The organism is Streptomyces sp. OZ13 (assembly GCF_052068155.1).
GTDB lineage: Bacteria > Actinomycetota > Actinomycetes > Streptomycetales > Streptomycetaceae > Streptomyces.
Map to the genome: position 1 here is coordinate 390,668 of NZ_JBQHCZ010000002.1, position 16,274 is coordinate 406,941.

Below are 16,274 nucleotides of genomic sequence, written 5' to 3' on the forward strand. Positions count from 1 at the left end.
CGTTGGTCGGCGTTTCCAGGGCGACGCCCATAGCTTGGCCGGGAAGACACGCCTCTCTGCCTGCCCGAGGGTCGGCGACCGGCCGCCGCGGGTTGGCCGGCACGACCCCTGGAGAAGTTCCGTGAGCGCCTACGGCTCCACCCCCCTGTCCCGGCGACCGATGCGGCGGAAGCTGCCGCAGGTCCTCATCGCGGGGCTGATCCTCGGCACCGCTTCCGGTTGCTCGTACAACTGGGCGGACTTCCCGCGGCTCGGTATGCCGACCCCGGTGACGGAGGAGGCGCCGCGGATCCTCTCCCTGTGGCAGGGCTCGTGGGCGGCTGCGCTGGCCACGGGCGTGCTGGTCTGGGGGCTGATCCTGTGGAGTGTCATCTGGTACCGGCGCAGCCGTACGAACGTCGACATCCCTCCGCAGACCAGGTACAACATGCCGATCGAGGCGTTGTACACCGTGGTTCCGATCATCATCGTGTCGGTGTTCTTCTACTTCACGGCGCGGGACGAGTCGAAGCTCCTGGAGCTGTCCGAGAAACCGGCTCACACCATCGGTGTGGTGGGCTACCAGTGGAGCTGGGGTTTCAACTACGTCGAGGACGTGGACGGCAGGCCCGAGACGGGCGACGCGCAGGGGAGCCCTCTCCTGGGCACGTTCCCGGACCGGTTCCGCAAGGACTTCCCGGCGGGTGCCGAGGGCGTCTACGACGCAGGGATCCCCGGCACCCGGAACCCGCAGAACGGCAACCCCGGTCCGACGCTGTGGCTGCCCAAGGGGGAGAAGGTCCGCTTCGTTCTCTCCTCGCGTGACGTCATCCATTCGTTCTGGGTGGTCCCGTTCCTGTTCAAGCAGGACGTCTTCCCCGGTCACAACGTCAACGCCTTCGAGGTCACGCCCAGCAGGGAGGGCACTTACAGGGGCAAGTGCGCCGAGCTCTGCGGCGTCGACCATGCCCGGATGCTCTTCAACGTCAAGATCGTCTCTCCGGAGCGCTACCAGCAGCACCTGAAGAGCCTTGCCGTGAAGGGCCAGACCGGGTTCATCCCGGCGGGCATCGAACTGACCGACCCGGCCAGGAACGCGGAGCCCAACAAGCTGTGAGCCCATGCTGCGCAGCTGAGCATGCGTGCGGTCCCGGGCCGCCACGGCACGGCCGGGCACCCGGCCGGAGAGCGTCGTGGCGGGTACCCGTGCCGCACGGCGCGCCGGCCGCTCCGCGGATGCCGGTCCACAGCCCCGCAGGGACGCCTACGGCGCGTAGCGGGACGGCGTTCGCCACGGCTGCGCCGGGGGACGGCGGCCGCAGGGTTCACGCTGCCGGTCACGGGCACCCGCGACGGTGTCCGCCTCCCTCGCGACAGGAGCAGATCGTCGTTGACCGGTCACATGTCTCAGGCAGGGACGAAGCTGCCCGTCGGCGTCAGGCTCGCCGCGCGGGCCGCACGCGGCATCGCCCGCCGGCCCCGAGCGACCGCCCATGGTCGTGACGTCGCCCGGCGCTCCCGGACGGGTTACAGAAGAAGACGAAGGAGATCGATCCGGCCGGGGCGCACCGTGCGACCCCGGAGGAGCGGCCCGCGCCGAACGGAGCGGGGCCGGCCCGCGGAGAACGGAGGCGGTGATGATGACCGAGGGCAGCATGGCGGACGACGTATATCAGCCGACGGGCAGCAACGAAGAGCAGGAGGACGCCGCACCACTGGACCTCCAGAACACAGTGGGCGAGCGCAGCTACGACGACATCCTCGACGAGGGCTATTCGCCGCCGGAGAGGCCGCTCGGGGTGGAAAAGACCGGTACCACCGCGGCGGAGCAGCACGACGGCGAGACCCTCGAGCAGCGGCTGGCCCAAGAACTGCCCGACGCCGGAGCGGACGAGTCGGACGGCATCGGCGACCTGCCCGGCGGTGACGGGGAGCCGATCGATCCCGAGGCGGGGACCGAACGGGCGGGACGGCTGGTCGCGCCGGACGAGGGCGCCCACCCGGACACCGACAAGGAGCTCTTCGCCTCCGACGTGGGCATCGACGCGGGCGCGGCCGGCGCCGAGGAGGCGGCCATGCATGTCGTGCGCGACAACGACCTCGAACGATCGGAACGGGACCTGGACAGGGGAGGGACGTGAACCCGGCCGGGGCCTGTGCCGCGGGCACCCGCGGCGATCGGCCGTCACGAAACGCCGCGCTCCGCGGATCGGTGCGTCCGTCGTGCCGGGCACACTGACGAGCAGCAGGAGTGTACGAACGTACCTTCTGGAGTGTACGGTCGTACGCATGGCGACGGACTACTTTGCCGGCGACCCGCGCACCAACCTCGAGCGCATGCGCGCGGGCGACCTCTACATCGCCGACGACCCGGCGATCACCGGCAGGCAACAGCAGGCCGTGCGGCTCGCCGCCCGCTACCAGGCTGCCCACCTCGAGGACCCGGCGAAGGCCCGGCCGATCCTCGAAGAGCTGCTCGCCTCAGCGGGCGAGGACGTCGAGGTGCGCCCGCCGCTGTACGTCGACTACGGCAGCAACATCACCATCGGGGCCCGCACCTTCGTCAACTACAACCTGACCGCGCTCGACGTCGCCCGGATCACCATCGGCGAGGACTGCCAGATCGGCCCGAACGTCCAACTCCTCACCCCCACCCACCCGCTGGAGCCCCAGCCGCGACGCGACAAGCTGGAGGCCGCCCTGCCCATCACCATCGGCGACAACGTCTGGCTCGGCGGAGGCGTCATCGTCTGCCCCGGCGTGACCATCGGCGACAACAGCGTCATCGGGGCCGGCTCGGTCGTCACCAAGGACGTCCCCGCCGACGTCGTCGCCGTCGGCAACCCCGCCCGGCCGATCCGCAGCCTCTGAGACGCGGCACCCGATGGCCACCGGACACACCGACCCCCAGCGGCGCGAACGGATCATCGCCGCCACCCTCGACCACATCGCCGAGGAGGGCATCGCCGGCGTGTCCCACCGCAAGATCGCCACCCGTGCCGGCGTCCCGCTCGGCTCGATGACCTACCACTTCGCCGGCATCGACGACCTGCTCCGCGAAGCCTTCACCCGCTTCGCCGACCACTTCGTCGCCGTCTTCGAGCACCACCTGGGCCCCGTCGACAGCCCGGAACAGGCGCGTGAGGCCGTCACCGACCTCATCCACTCACTCTCCGAGGGACCGCAACGCGACCTGGTCCTCACGCACGAGCTCTACACCCTCGCCGCCCGACGCCCGGAGTACCGGGAACTGACCCAGGCGTGGATGCTCCGCAGCCGGCACCTCCTGGAACGGCACTTCGACCCCGACACCGCCCGCCAGCTCGACGCACTCGTCGAAGGACTCACCCTCCATAGGGCCCTCGACCGCGCACCGCACGACCGCGCGCTCACCCGCGAAGCGGTCAAGCGCATCACCGCCGCCTAGCAGCGGCCACAGAGCAGCCTGTGGGGGCGCGGCCCTGACACCGCGCCCCCACAGGCACGACGCATCACCGGGGCTTCCGCCGCAGCGCCGGCCCAAGCCGCACCCGCCCGGTTCACGCGGCGCCCGGGGCTTCGCCCCGTACGGAGGTCGTGGTGCGGTGAGTGTTCTCAGGCGCCGAGTTTGCCGACGGCGTCGCGCAATGACGCTGCTACGCGCGCCACGTCCTCCTGGGTGGGGGACGAGGTGCCCAGCCGGTCCACGAGCTCCGCGCGCGACAGGAGCACCGCTGCGCCGCGAAACGCGTCGCTGCCGAGGGCGGTCCGGTCGACCACCTGCGCCGTCCCTCCCAGCAGCACCAGGGCAGCGTCGTCATCGGTCGCATCCAACAGTTCGTGGACGACAGCTTCGTCGATCACCGCGTGTTCCCTTCCCGTGGTCCGCCCGGTCCGCAAGGCGCTCGTCCGGCACATGCTTCGCCCCCTCGGACGCGCCCGCGAGCGCACACGCCCGGGCGGGCGCAGCCGCGGCCCGAACGGCGCAGGCGGGGGTGGGCTCCGTGGGGGGCCCCGGGGCGGATGTCCTCCGGCCGAACATCGCGCTCGCGGAGCTCACCGAGAGGTGATCCCGGTCCCGCCGGGGGCGTTTCCGGGGCGCATGCCGAACAAGAACCGCGTCACCCGGGTCCTGCGCACCGCGTACTCGTACACGACGAGGATCATCGCCAGTGAACCCGCCACGATCACCGCGTACTTGACCAGCATCGGCGCGGGCCATCCGACCACCGCGTACGCGAAGGCGACCACGACCGGCTGGTGCAACACGTACAACGGCAGTGCGGCGAGCGTGAGATACCCCCACACCCGTCCGCCCCTGCCCGAGGAGAGGCCACCTTCACGCGGCCTGTCCAGCAGTCCCAGGATCGCCACGACCCAGCACCACCCTGCCGCCCCGAACAGCGCCCGGGTGGCCAGCGCGAGCGGGCTCCAGGCGGTGAACGGGTCGTCCCCCGCCACGAATCCGGGCGCGGACGCGGCGAACAGGGCGAGCCCGAGCAGGCCGACCGGTACGGCGAGGCGGCGCAGGGCGGCGCGGAACCGGACATCGTCGGCCAAGGCGTAGCCGCAGAGGAAGAACAGTAGGTAGGCCCAGCGGTTCCAGCCCGCGTAGTCCTCCTCCATGCCCAGCAGCGCGTTGAGCAGGGCCAGTGGCAGCGCGGGCAGCAGGAGCAGCACGGGCCGACGGGTCATCGCCGCCGCCGCGCGCCCGCCGGCGACCGCGACCACGCGCGCGATCGGCACGAGGAGCAGACAGAAGGCGAGGAGGAGTACGACGAACCACAGGTGCCCGGTCTCGAAGTAGCGGCCGTCGAGGACGAACGGGAAGTCACCGGGATCCGGGTGAACGGTGAGGAAGCGGGGCCAGAAACGCCAGTACGACTCGTGGTAGCCGGGGTCCGCCGCCCGCAGCCGCAGCCACTGCGGGAGGGGGTTGAGGACGAGGGAGGCAAGGACCAGCGGGACACCGAGGCGCAGCAGGCGTTCGCGGGCGAACCTGCCCGGGCCGCGGCGGCGCATCGAATGCCGGGTGCCGAGGCCGGCGACGAGGAACAGCATGGGCATCGCCCACACCACGCCGAACCCCGCGAGCACCGTGACGGCGTCGGCCGTCTCCGCGTTCTTGACGTAGAAGTCGTCGTCCGGCGCGAAGACGAGGGCGGCATGGAAGAAGACCAGGCCGAGAACGATCAGGGCGCGCAGCGCGTCCAGTTCGCGGCGCCGAGGAGCGGGCGCCTGTGGCTCGGTCTCCGTCTCCGCTGTCATGTCCCCCCTGCCCTCGGACCAGTATGGGAGAGGACGTGCACGGAGGACAGCGTTCCTCCGGGAGCGGCCCGGCCGCGGTCATCGTCCGACGACGGGCCGGAAGGCGTCCCGTACGTCGGACTTGGACTTGGCCGCTCCGGTGACCGGCCGCGGATGGGATCAGCGCGGTGCCGCAGCGTTCAGCAGGCACTCGCGGTCGTCCGCACTGATCAGTCCGGGCGGAAGGGTCTCGTCGTCCAGCAGCTCACGCAGCAGGGGCGCGTGGTGGAGGAACGCGGCCCCGCACTGTTCGCGTTCCGGGTGGTCCTCGTCCTTGCCGAGGAGCAGCACCGCGCGTTCGTCGTCCGCGTCGACGGGCTGAGAGAGGTCCGCGGCGACGACCACGAGGCCGAGCAGGCCGTCCCGCACCGCGATGCCCGGGTCGGCTGCGAGACGGATCAGGAACGGCAGGGCCGTCGGCATCGCCGCACTCGTGTGGAAGACGCTGTCCATCAAGCGCAGCAGGCCCGTATCGAGCGGAGAACCCCTCGCGTCCGGTTGCCGGCGGCGAGGGGTCCGCTGTTTCCGAGGGCGCATCCGCTACTTCTGAGGGTGCTGCCTCGACGTGTCCTTGAAGCGCCCCAGTGCCTTGATCAGGGCACTTCGCGGGGAGCCTGCGGGCCTGGCGGCCGTGCCGCCCGGGGCCGGGCGCGGCACGCTGTCGGAGCCGGTCGCCTCGGCCAGCGCGGCCTGCGCGAGTTCGGCTGCTTCCCGGTACAGGTCCCGGGACCTGGTCATGGCCTCGAGCGCCTCCGCGTACTTGGTGACGAGCCGGCGGGTGTGGGCCAACTCCTCCTCCATGGTGAGCAGGTGCCACCGGTGGCGCAGGCTGTCGAGGGCCTGTTCCGCCTCGGTGGTCAAGGTCCGCGGCAGCTCGGCGAAGGCGGTGACCTTGTCGACGAGTTCCGTCGGCTCCGAGCCGTCCAGGAAGACACTGCGGACGGCGAAGCGTTCCGCGTCGTACTCCGGGCCCGCCGACGCCGTGGGCAGGACCACCGCCCCGCCGCGTGGCAGCCGTACGTGCAGGTCCCTCATCGCCCAGTTGACGATCTGGAACTGTTCCGGCGATGCCCGGTGCTCCACCACCCGATGGCGCAGGCTCGGCGGCAGGAAGGGTGTCAGGGGCCGGCGGCCGGGCGCGTCGGGGGTCATCGCCTCGTGGACGACGATGTGGATGTTCCAGCTGACGCGGCTGCAGTCCTTGAGGAGACGGCGCATCTCCTTGTCGTCGTCCGGCAGCCGATTGCTGGTCCGCAGCCGCAGACCGGGGACGGTGTCGTGGTCCCAGTCGACGCGGTCGCTGTCCGGCCAGAACATCGTCGCTGGGGAGGGCCACCGCTGGTCCCAGGTCCGTTCCGCCTTCGCGGCCAGCACCCATCCGACCGCCTCGCCGTCACGTTGCCTGCCGTGGGGGTCGAAGCAGGTCAGCTGGGCGCGCACGGTCACATCGCCGTCCACGCGCCAGCGGGCCTCGAAGAGGCGGCGTGCGGCGGGGTCCGGCGGGGCGGCGCTCTCGTCCGTGCCGAGTGGGTGGGGGAGGCCACCGACGCCCGCACCGGCCGTGAAGGTGTCAGCGGCATCGGCGGGAGCGAGGTCGAGGAAGTCGTCTATGACCCCGGCGGCCTTGAGCGCGATGAGGTTGCGCCGGACGTCCTGCTCGGGCGTCGGCCCGAGGTGGCGCCCGTGCCCGAGCCACGTCGTGGCGGGGGCGGTGGTCGAGGAGGTACTGGTCTTCGGCATGGAGTCGTTCTGTCAGGGGGTCGCGGGCAGCTCCAGTATGGTCCCGTCGGCCAGCGGAAACACAGGAGGGTGAGGCCCGACACCCCTGGTTCATGGAGCGTTCTGTTCGTTTACGGGTCGCGGGAGGCTGCTGACGGCGGCCGGCTCAGGGTGGTCCACGCGGCGTGGGCGTCGACGATCCGCCGGCACGGTCAGCCGCGCCTCGCCACCCGTCGGAGCGGGTGACGCTGCTGTGTCGCCCGCCACCGAACGGCGTAGTCCCAGATGCCTTTTGCGCGGAACGGTCCATGCATGAACAGATGCGTGACCACAGCACTGCCCAAGACGATCTGTCGTGGAAGGCGGATGCCGGATACATCGTCGGCCGTCTTCTTCCGTTCCTGGTGATCGCCCTGTCCGTCGTGGCCGATGAGCTCACTTCCGACCGTGAACCCTTCGACCGTGTGCTCTTCGCGGCTCCGGCACTGGCGGCCGTGACCTGGGGAAGCCGTGGCACCGTGGTCGTCGGACTGCTGTCCATGGTGGCCTCGGCGGGACTGGCCGCACGGCGGGCCGAGGACGTGCCCGGCGTGCTGATCAACCTGACGGTGCTCCTGGCCGTGACGGTTGCCGCCGTATGGTCGAGCCGCCTCCGGCGGAACCGGGAGATGGAGCTCCGCCAGATGCACTCCGTCGCCGAAGCCGCGCAGACGGCCCTGCAGCGCCCGATGCCGTCACACCTGGGACCCGTCGACCTCCACCTCCTCTACGAGGCGTCAGCGGCGGGAGCACACGTCGGCGGGGACTTCTACAAAGCTCTCGAAGTGCGCGGCGCGGTACGGATCATGCTGGGAGACGTCCAGGGCAAAGGCCTTGGCGCGCTGGAGACGGCATCCATCCTCCTCGGCTCGTTCCGCGAGTCCGCCTATACGGCCCCCGACCTCGCCGTTGTGGCCGAGCGTCTGGAATTCAGCATGGCCCGCTACGCGGAGCGGACTCAGGACTCGGACGTGGCCAGCCGGTTCGCGACCGTGCTGCTCGCCGAGATCCCCCACGACGAACCGGTCGTCCGGATCCTCAGCTGTGGGCATCCGGCACCCGTCATCCAGCATCAGGATGTCCTGACCATGGCCGAGCTGCCCTCCCCGTCGCTCCCCGTCAACCTCTCCGGACTCGGGCTCGGGAACGGCGACTACGACGTCCAGGAAGTGCTCTTCGAGCCAGGGGACCGGCTCTTGATGTTCACGGACGGCGTGAGCGAGACCCGTGATCACACCGGGGCCTTCTACCCTCTGGAGGACCGGATGCGCGGCTGGATCGGGGAACCCGCGGACCGGATGATCAGCCTTCTGCGTGAGGACCTCGTCCGCTACAGCGGCCACGGCTTCGACGACGACACCGCAGCGGTACTCGTCGTCCGCCGCTGACGACGTGCCGCCGGCCCGGCCGGCAGCAGGCGTCACGCAGCCCGCTGCTTCAGTCGGACACCGGGTGGGGAGGGAGCTCGCCGTGGAGGAGCGCGGTGCCCAACGGGGTGAGCGTGTGGATCACTTGGGCGCGGGCGCGTTGGCTGTGCGCGAGGTCGGCCTCCCTCAGGGCGGTGATGTGTTCGCTCGCGGAGGAGGCGGAGATCTTCAGGCGTAGGGCGAGCTCTCCCGTGGTCGCGGTGGTGACCAGGGCCGCCGGCACGCGTGCGCGGGTACGGCCCAGCAGGGCGGCCAGCGCCTGGGGACGGCGGTCGCGGGTGACCGCCGGGGCCCAGGACGGGGGATGGGCCACCGGGTAGGCATTGAGCGCGGAGTTGCACTTCTTCGGGACGGTGAAGTGGCGGGGCGAATGCTGAGCCGTACGAACACGACCGTCTGATCCTCAGGGTCCCTCCTCGGGCCGCGATCGAAGCCGCGTCGCCCCGGACGCCGGGCAGGCAGGCCGGGGCGGCAGCAGTGGTCCCCGCTTCCGGAAGGAACGGTTCTCCCAACGCTCACTTCCTGTTGGGAAAAGGGCGCGGTGTTCGCTCCTAGGGTGACCGGTGCCGCTCCCCAGATCGTTGCATTCGAGAGGACTCCCATGACAGGCACGTCCGCAGGAAGACCGACCGGTCCCGGTTTCGAGCGACGCACCCTCTTGCGCGGGGCCGCCGTTGCCGCGGCGGCTTCCCTTCCCTTCCAGGCACTGGCCGCGCGGACGGCGGCAGCCGCGCCGGTCAAGCTCGGATCCGACGCCGGGTACGGCCCGCTCGGCCCGGTCAAGGACCAGGCGACGGGCCTGGAACTGCTCCAGCTGCCCCGGGGCTTCGAGTACATCTCCTACGGCTGGACCAACGACCTCATGGACGACGGCGTGCGCACCCCCGGTGCCCACGACGGCATGGCGGCCTTCCGCTACGGCGACAAGGTCCACCTCGTCCGCAACCACGAGCTCGGCGCCGGGCCCGCCTTCACCGCCCCGGCCTACAACCCAGCCGCCGGCGGCGGGACGACCACCCTGGTCTTCGACCCGGACGCCGGCCAGTGGCTGGAGTCCTACGGCAGCCTCGGCGGTACGATGCGCAACTGCGCCGGCGGGCCCACCCCGTGGAACACCTGGCTCACCTGCGAGGAGACCTTCTCCACGACGGCCGGCAAGCGTCACGGCTACATCTTCGAGGTGGCCTCGGAAGGCAAGGGCAACCCCGAGCCCTACAAGGCCATGGGCCGGTTCAACCACGAGGCCGTCGCCGTCGACCCGGCGACCGGCTACGTCTACGAGACCGAGGACCGCGGCGACGCGTCGCTGTACCGCTTCGTCCCGGCCGTGCCGGGCGACCTGTCCAAGGGCGGCCGGCTCGAGGCCCTGCGCATCGGAACGACGACGTACGACACCCGGTCCGACGGTGAGAAGGCGTACGGCACCGTCTCCTGGGTGCCCGTCGACGACGTCGACCCCGCGGCGGACACAGTACGAATCCAGGCACAGGCGAACGGCGCCGCGGTGTTCAGCCGCCTCGAGGGCGCCTGGTACGGCAACGACCGCATCTACGTCATCACGACCGACGGTGGACCCGCCCGCCAGGGCCAGGTGTTCGAACTCGACCCGGCCACCGACGACTTCCGGGTGCTCTTCGCCTCCCCCGGCTCCGAGGTGCTCAACGCGCCGGACAACATGTGCGTCAGTCCCCGCGGCGGTCTGGTGCTGTGCGAGGACGGTGGCGGCACCGAGTACGTCCACGGGCTGACCCCGGACGGCGAGATCTTCCGCTTCGCCGCCAACGACGTGGATCTCCGCGGCGGGACGGCGGGCAAGAACGTCCCGGCGGCCGACCACAGGGGTTCGGAGTGGGCCGGCTCGGTGTTCGAACCGAAGAACGGGAACTGGCTGTTCGTGAACATCCAGACTCCGGGTATCACGTTCGCGATCACCGGCCCCTGGCGCCGGGGCGCGCTCTGATCCGTCGGCAGGGCCGCGGTGCCGTGCTGCCGCCGTGCCCTGCCGCCGCCGCGTCGCGGACGCTTCCGGCCGGGCGCTGCTCCGGCTGAACCGGCCCGCCGCGATCCGGCCGCCGGGCCGACCCGTCGCCAGGCACTGTCCTGACGGCGGGTCGGCCGGCGTCCACCGCCCGCGCTGAGTCGGTGCGCGTCCGGGCGCCGGTTTCCGTCGTCCGGCCCGGCACCGACCTGCCCGGTCGGCGTCGGCGGGCCTTCCGTTCCGGCAGGCCGCTGAAGTCGGGCAGCCTGGCGCGTCCCTTCACCCGTGCACCTCGTTCGATCACGGACTCCGCCGCGTTCACTCGAATGGCTTGCTCACCTGTGAGAGTGGAGGGCCGGGGCGCAGGGTGGTCCCATGTGGTCCCGTCGGATCGTCCTGGGTGCCGGGGTCGTGGCGCTGGCTCTGCTCGTGCCGCGGGACGCCCCGTTCCGGCCCGCCCGGCCCGAGCCCGTGGCGGTCGGCCCGGTGGTCCCGCGACCCCCGATCGTGAGCCGGGAGGCGTGGCGGGCGGACGAGGGGATGGTCAGGGAGCGGGCGACGTACACGGGCGCCGTGAGCGCGGTCTTCCTCCACCACACCGGTCATCTGAACGGTTACGACTGCGCCGACGTCCCCCGCATGTTGCGGGAGATGCAGAGGGACCACGTCGAGAGCGACGGTTGGGACGACATCGGCTACAACTTCGTGGTGGACCGCTGCGGAACCATCTACGAAGGCCGGGCCGGCGGCGTCGGGCGTCCCGTACAAGGGGCGCACACCAAGGGCTTCAACGGCGACAGCATCGGCATCGCGGCGCTCGGCACCTTCGGTCCGGGTGCGACGGTCCCGCAGGCGCTCGAGGCCGGGATCGTGAAAGTGGCCGCCTGGAAGCTCCGGCCGGGAGCCGATCCCCGTGGCACCGTTCGGCTCGTCTCGACGAACGACGAGAGCACCTACAAGAAGGGCGAAGTGGCCCGGCTCCACGTCGTCTCGGGCCATCGCGACGCCTTCCGCACTGACTGCCCCGGCGACGTGCTGTACGAGCGGTTGCCGGTGATCAGGGAGGCCGTGGCCCGGCTGCGCAAGAGCGCGGAGTCCGTTCGGTAGACCGTCCGTACGCACCACGGTCCAGGCCCCGACGGGTGCCGCCCTGTGCGCCCCCCGCGCAGCGTCCGCCGGTGCCGATCGGTGTGCCGGCCGTGGAGGCACTGGGTCGCACGTCTGCGCACGAGCCGCTCGATGGCGGACCCGTCTTGCCGTTCCTATCGAATATCGATAGATTTCCATCGTCATTCGACCGGTTTCCGGCGGTGCCCCGCCGGTCTGCGCCCTCGCAGCATTGCCGACGGCCGGCGTCCACCCGCGTACCGGTGTGACCGATGACGGACCCTCATGAGGAGCAGAGCATGACGACAGCCGATCACCCCTACCGCCTCCCGGCCACGGACAGTGCCGACGTACTGGTGGTCGGCGGCGGACTGGCCGGGCTGCACACCGCCACGCTGCTCGCCCGCCGGGGTCATGACGTCCTCCTGGTGGAACGGCGAGCCGGTCTCGCCGGCGCGATCCGCACCACGGGGATCTTCGTACGGAAGACGCTCGACGACTTTCCCCTGCCTCCCGAATGTCTCGGGCCGCCCATCCGGCGCGTGGTGCTCTACCCGCCGAACCTCCGCCGCCCCGTCGACCTGGTCAGTCCGCGCGACGAGTACCGCGTGGGCGACATGGGGCCGCTCTACGAAGCGTCGGCCGCCTCCGCCGCCGACGCCGGCGTGCGGATAGCGCTGGGCACCCGTTACCACGGCCGGCACGGCGACACCTTCCACCTGGCCGGACGCGACGGGACGACGACGGTCCGCGCGCGGTTCGTCGTCGGCGCCGACGGCGCACGGTCGAGAGTCGCCCGCGACCTCGGCCTCGACCGCAACCACCATCTGCTCGTCGGTGCCGAGGAGGTCTTCGAGCTGCCCGGGAGCGACGAGCCGCCGACCTTCCACTGCGTGCTCGACCCCTCGCTCGCCCCCGGATACCTGGCCTGGGTCGTCAACGACGGGCAGCACGCCCATGTCGGCGTCGCCGGCTATGCCGACCGCTATCCGGAGGGCCTTCGCCGGGCGGTGGCGCAGTTCAGCGCATCAGCGCCCGGGCTGGCGGGAGTCGACCGTCCGGAGGCCGTGGAGCGGCGCGGGGGCCTCATTCCCGTCGGTGGCCTGCTGCGTCGGATCAGCTGCCCCGACGGTCTTCTCGTGGGGGACGCGGCAGGCGCGGTCTCTCCCCTCACCGCCGGCGGCCTGGACCCCTGCCTTCGGCAGTCCGAGCTCGCGGCCGAGGTCCTCGACGACGCGCTGCGGGCCGGGAAGCCGGACGCGATGCGCACCTACGACGGGGCCGCTCTGCGCCCCCACTTCAGGGGACGGCTCATGCTGCGCAGGGGACTTGCCCAGGTACGGACGCCGGCTGCAGCGGCGGCGGCGTTCACGCTGCTGCGCACACCGTTCGGCCGGGCCGCGGCCGGCCGGGTCCTGTTCGGCGACAGATCCTTCCCCGACGCGGTACGCGGGTGAGTCCGCCCCACCGACGCCTCGCTGCCCCGGGTGCGCGGATGTCCGGGCCGGCCGGTTCGGCCGGCCCGGACATCACGGTCGGGCCAGGGAGGTCGCGTCGGACGTCAGATCCCGGGGATAACGTCAGGCGATGTCGAACCGGTCGAGGTTCATGACCTTGTCCCACGCCGCGACGAAGTCCTTCACGAACTTCTCCTTCGCGTCGTCGCTCGCGTACACCTCCGCGAGCGCGCGCAGCTCGGAGTTCGAGCCGAAGACGAGGTCGGCACGGCTGCCGGCCCACTTCACCTCGCCCGTGGCGGCGTCGCGGCCCTCGAAGGTCGTCTGGTCCTCGGACGTCGCCTTCCACGTCGTGCCCAGGTCGAGCAGGTTGACGAAGAAGTCGTTCGTCAGCGTCCCGGGCGTCGTGGTGAGGACGCCGAGCTGCGACTGCTGGTGGTTCGCGCCCAGCACACGCAATCCACCGACGAGGACGGTCATCTCGGGGGCGCTGAGGCTGAGCAGATTCGCCCTGTCGAGCAGCAGGTACTCGGCCGGCAGGCGGTTGCCCTTGCCGAGGTAGTTGCGGAACCCGTCGGCGGTCGGCTCGAGCGCGGCGAACGACTCCGCGTCGGTCTGCTCCTGCGAGGCGTCCACCCGGCCGGGCGTGAAGGGCACCTCGACCGGGAAACCGGCCTCCTTGGCGGCCCGCTCGACGGCCGCGACGCCGCCGAGCACGATCAGGTCGGCCAGGGAGACCTTCTTGGCGCCGGAGTTGAACTCCTGCTGGATCCCCTCGAGGGTGCGCAGCACCGTGGCGAGCTGGTCGGGGTCGTTGACCTCCCACGTGCGCTGCGGCTCCAGGCGGATGCGGGCGCCGTTGGCACCGCCGCGCTTGTCACTGGCGCGGAACGTCGAGGCCGACGCCCACGCGGTGGACACCAGCTGAGAGACGGACAGCCCCGAGTGGAGGAGCTTGGCCTTGAGGGCCGCGATGTCCTCGGCGTCGACGGCCTCGCCCTCGGCCTCCGGCAGCGGGTCCTGCCACAGCAGGGTCTCCTCCGGGACCTCCGGGCCGAGGTACAGCGACTTCGGGCCCATGTCACGGTGGGTCAGTTTGTACCAGGCGCGGGCGAAGGCGTCCGCGAACTGGTCGGGGTTCTCCAGGAAACGACGCGAGATCTGCTCGTAGACCGGGTCGAACCGGAGCGCGAGGTCCGTAGTCAGCATCTGCGGGGCGTGGGTCTTCGACGCGTCGTGCGCGTCGGGGACCGTGCCTGCCCCGGCACCGTCCTTCGGCCGCCACTGGTGGGCGCCGGCGGGGCTCTTGGTCAGCTCCCACTCGTAGCCGAAGAGGATCTCGAAGAAGCTGTTGTCCCAGGTGGTCGGGGTGTTCGTCCACGTCACCTCGAGACCGCTGGTGATCGTGTCGCCGCCCTTGCCGGTGCCGTAGGTGTTCTTCCAGCCGAGGCCCTGCTCCTCCAGCGAGGCGGCCTCGGGGTCGTCGCCGACGTTGTCCGCCGGGCCCGCGCCGTGGGTCTTGCCGAAGGTGTGACCGCCCGCGATCAGGGCGACCGTCTCCTCGTCGTTCATCGCCATCCGGTGGAACGTCTCACGGATGTCACGGGCCGCGGCGAGCGGGTCCGGGTTGCCGTTGGGGCCCTCCGGGTTGACGTAGATGAGGCCCATCTGGACCGCGCCGAGGGGGTTCTCCAGCTCACGGTCGCCGGTGTAGCGCCGGTCGTCGAGCCAGGTGGTCTCGGGACCCCAGTACACGTCCTCCTCGGGCTCCCAGACGTCCTCACGGCCGCCGCCGAAGCCGAAGGTCTCGAAGCCCATCTGCTCCAGTGCGACGTTGCCCGTGAGGATCATGAGGTCGGCCCAGGAGATGGACTGGCCGTACTTCTTCTTGACCGGCCACAGCAGTCGGCGGGCCTTGTCGAGGTTGGCGTTGTCCGGCCAGCTGTTGAGCGGCGCGAAGCGCTGCTGACCGGCCCCGGCGCCGCCGCGGCCGTCGCTGATCCGGTAGGTGCCCGCGCTGTGCCAGGCCATACGGATCATCAGCGGGCCGTAGTTGCCGAAGTCGGCGGGCCACCAGTCCTGCGAGGTGGTCAGCACCTCGGCGATGTCCTGCTTCACGGCCGCGAGGTCGAGGTTCTTGAACGCCTCGGCGTAGTCGAACTCCTCACCGAGCGGGTTCGCCACGGCCGGGTTCTTGGCGAGGATCTTCAAGTTGAGCCGCTCCGACCACCACTGGCGGTTTCCGCCGCCTTGGGTCGGGTGCGGGGCGCGCCCGTGCGCTACCGGGCAGCCGCCGCCTTGGCCCTCCGTCTTCGGGTCTGTGACGATTGCATCCGGGTTCTCGGACATGGGAATCCTTTCGGGCGGAGCGGGATCGTGGTGCTCGTGAAGTGCCGGCGGCGGAAGGTCGGGGCACATGTGTCCCTGTGAAGGGGCCGGACTGCCGGGACGGCACGGCAGCGCGGCACGACGTGAAAGGCCCGTCAGCCGCGGTCCGGCAGCACTCTGCGGCCGCTCGGCGGTGGTCCCGTCATGTCTCAGTCTCCTGCCGTAACCGGAGGTGCCGGCTCCCTTGGCTGATGCCGGAACCGATCCTACGATGGACGCTGTCCAGGTCAAGAAGTTTGCGCGTTTCATATCCCATCGGGTTCCGGACACCTGCCGGTAAACTACGGGTATTCCGCCAAGCCTGAATAGGTGAACCGATATGAGTGACCTGCTGGAACGGCTGCGAGGACGCGGCTGGCGGGTGACCTCCCAGCGGCGTGTCGTCGCGGAGGTCCTCGACGGCGACCACGTGCATCTCACCGCCGACGAGGTCCACGCCCGCGCGGCACAGCGACTGCCCGAGATCTCACGGGCGACCGTGTACAACACGCTGGGCGAACTGGTCTCCCTCGGTGAGGTGCTGGAGGTCTCCACCGACGGGCGCGCCAAGCGCTACGACCCCAACGCGCACCGCCCGCACCAGCACCTGGTCTGCTCCCGCTGCGGCGCCATCCGCGACGTCCACCCCACCGGCGATCCGCTGGCGGACCTCCCGACGGAGGAGCGGTTCGGGTTCACGGTGTCCGAGGTCGAGGTCACCTACCGGGGCGTGTGCCCCTCCTGCACCTGACCTTCGGCCTTCAACAGACGGACTCCCGGGCCGGCTTCCCCTGAACAGCCTGCGCGCGCCACCGTGTGGGGCGGTGGCGCGCGTGGGCGCCGGGTGCGGTCGGACCCGGAAGTGCCCGGTGGGTGACGGGAGTTCCCGCCCGCCCGGACGGTGCGCGGGCCGCC

The 16,274-nt window shown here is 71.1% G+C and carries 15 protein-coding genes; 9 read left to right on the forward strand and 6 right to left on the reverse strand.

What is annotated here, in order from left to right; all coding sequences use genetic code 11:
• Positions 1–160: 160 nt before the first annotated feature.
• The 4 genes from ctaC (at position 161) to ACTMTU_RS05445 (ending at position 3,406) form a co-directional block, all read left to right on the forward strand.
• Positions 161–1,096, forward strand: a complete 936-nt coding sequence (ctaC, locus tag ACTMTU_RS05430) for an aa3-type cytochrome oxidase subunit II (RefSeq protein WP_441262593.1) — start codon at positions 161–163, stop codon at positions 1,094–1,096.
• A 523-nt stretch (positions 1,097–1,619) separates the two neighbouring features.
• Positions 1,620–2,120, forward strand: a complete 501-nt coding sequence (locus ACTMTU_RS05435) for a DUF5709 domain-containing protein (RefSeq protein ID WP_441262594.1) — start codon at positions 1,620–1,622, stop codon at positions 2,118–2,120.
• A 148-nt stretch (positions 2,121–2,268) separates the two neighbouring features.
• Positions 2,269–2,850 carry a sugar O-acetyltransferase gene (locus ACTMTU_RS05440; RefSeq protein ID WP_441262298.1) on the forward strand — a complete coding sequence of 194 codons (582 nt, stop codon included), beginning with the start codon at positions 2,269–2,271 and terminating at the stop codon, positions 2,848–2,850.
• A 13-nt stretch (positions 2,851–2,863) separates the two neighbouring features.
• Positions 2,864–3,406, forward strand: coding sequence for a TetR/AcrR family transcriptional regulator (locus ACTMTU_RS05445; protein ID WP_441262299.1), 543 nt, complete (start codon positions 2,864–2,866; stop codon positions 3,404–3,406).
• 167 nt (positions 3,407–3,573) lie between these two features.
• Here the strand turns inward: ACTMTU_RS05445 and ACTMTU_RS05450 are convergent, their stop codons facing one another.
• The 4 genes from ACTMTU_RS05450 to ACTMTU_RS05465 form a co-directional block, all read right to left on the reverse strand.
• Positions 3,574–3,822 carry a hypothetical protein gene (locus ACTMTU_RS05450; RefSeq protein WP_441262300.1) on the reverse strand — a complete coding sequence of 83 codons (249 nt, stop codon included), beginning with the start codon at positions 3,820–3,822 and terminating at the stop codon, positions 3,574–3,576.
• Between the two features lie 192 nt (positions 3,823–4,014).
• The gene (locus ACTMTU_RS05455) at positions 4,015–5,226 is read right to left on the reverse strand and encodes an acyltransferase family protein (protein ID WP_441262301.1); all 1,212 of its coding nucleotides are present in this window, start codon (positions 5,224–5,226) and stop codon (positions 4,015–4,017) included.
• Between the two features lie 159 nt (positions 5,227–5,385).
• Positions 5,386–5,718: a hypothetical protein gene (locus ACTMTU_RS05460; protein WP_441262302.1), complete on the reverse strand. Its 333-nt coding sequence runs from the start codon at positions 5,716–5,718 to the stop codon at positions 5,386–5,388.
• Between the two features lie 87 nt (positions 5,719–5,805).
• The gene (locus ACTMTU_RS05465; RefSeq protein WP_441262303.1) at positions 5,806–7,005 is read right to left on the reverse strand and encodes a hypothetical protein; all 1,200 of its coding nucleotides are present in this window, start codon (positions 7,003–7,005) and stop codon (positions 5,806–5,808) included.
• Between the two features lie 287 nt (positions 7,006–7,292).
• Between ACTMTU_RS05465 and ACTMTU_RS05470 the strand changes: the two genes are divergently transcribed.
• Positions 7,293–8,411: a PP2C family protein-serine/threonine phosphatase gene (locus ACTMTU_RS05470; protein ID WP_441262304.1), complete on the forward strand. Its 1,119-nt coding sequence runs from the start codon at positions 7,293–7,295 to the stop codon at positions 8,409–8,411.
• Between the two features lie 49 nt (positions 8,412–8,460).
• Here ACTMTU_RS05470 and ACTMTU_RS05475 read toward each other — a convergent pair whose 3' ends face one another.
• Positions 8,461–8,763, reverse strand: coding sequence for a hypothetical protein (locus ACTMTU_RS05475; RefSeq protein ID WP_441262305.1), 303 nt, complete (start codon positions 8,761–8,763; stop codon positions 8,461–8,463).
• A 288-nt stretch (positions 8,764–9,051) separates the two neighbouring features.
• Between ACTMTU_RS05475 and ACTMTU_RS05480 the strand changes: the two genes are divergently transcribed.
• The 3 genes from ACTMTU_RS05480 (at position 9,052) to ACTMTU_RS05490 (ending at position 12,992) form a co-directional block, all read left to right on the forward strand.
• A complete protein-coding gene (locus ACTMTU_RS05480) occupies positions 9,052–10,410 on the forward strand; it encodes an alkaline phosphatase PhoX (protein ID WP_441262306.1) in 1,359 nt (452 codons plus the stop codon).
• A gap of 393 nt (positions 10,411–10,803) precedes the next feature.
• Positions 10,804–11,535, forward strand: coding sequence for a peptidoglycan recognition protein family protein (locus ACTMTU_RS05485; protein ID WP_441262307.1), 732 nt, complete (start codon positions 10,804–10,806; stop codon positions 11,533–11,535).
• Between the two features lie 299 nt (positions 11,536–11,834).
• Positions 11,835–12,992 carry an FAD-dependent oxidoreductase gene (locus ACTMTU_RS05490; protein WP_441262308.1) on the forward strand — a complete coding sequence of 386 codons (1,158 nt, stop codon included), beginning with the start codon at positions 11,835–11,837 and terminating at the stop codon, positions 12,990–12,992.
• Between the two features lie 123 nt (positions 12,993–13,115).
• On the opposite strand, the gene katG is transcribed toward ACTMTU_RS05490, so the two are convergent.
• The gene (katG, locus tag ACTMTU_RS05495) at positions 13,116–15,341 is read right to left on the reverse strand and encodes a catalase/peroxidase HPI (RefSeq protein WP_441262309.1); all 2,226 of its coding nucleotides are present in this window, start codon (positions 15,339–15,341) and stop codon (positions 13,116–13,118) included.
• Positions 15,342–15,699: 358 nt separating this feature from the next.
• Here katG and ACTMTU_RS05500 point away from each other — a divergent pair, with 358 nt between their 5' ends.
• On the forward strand, positions 15,700–16,110 hold the full coding sequence (locus ACTMTU_RS05500; protein ID WP_441262310.1) for a Fur family transcriptional regulator: 411 nt from the start codon (positions 15,700–15,702) through the stop codon (positions 16,108–16,110).
• Positions 16,111–16,274: the final 164 nt, after the last annotated feature.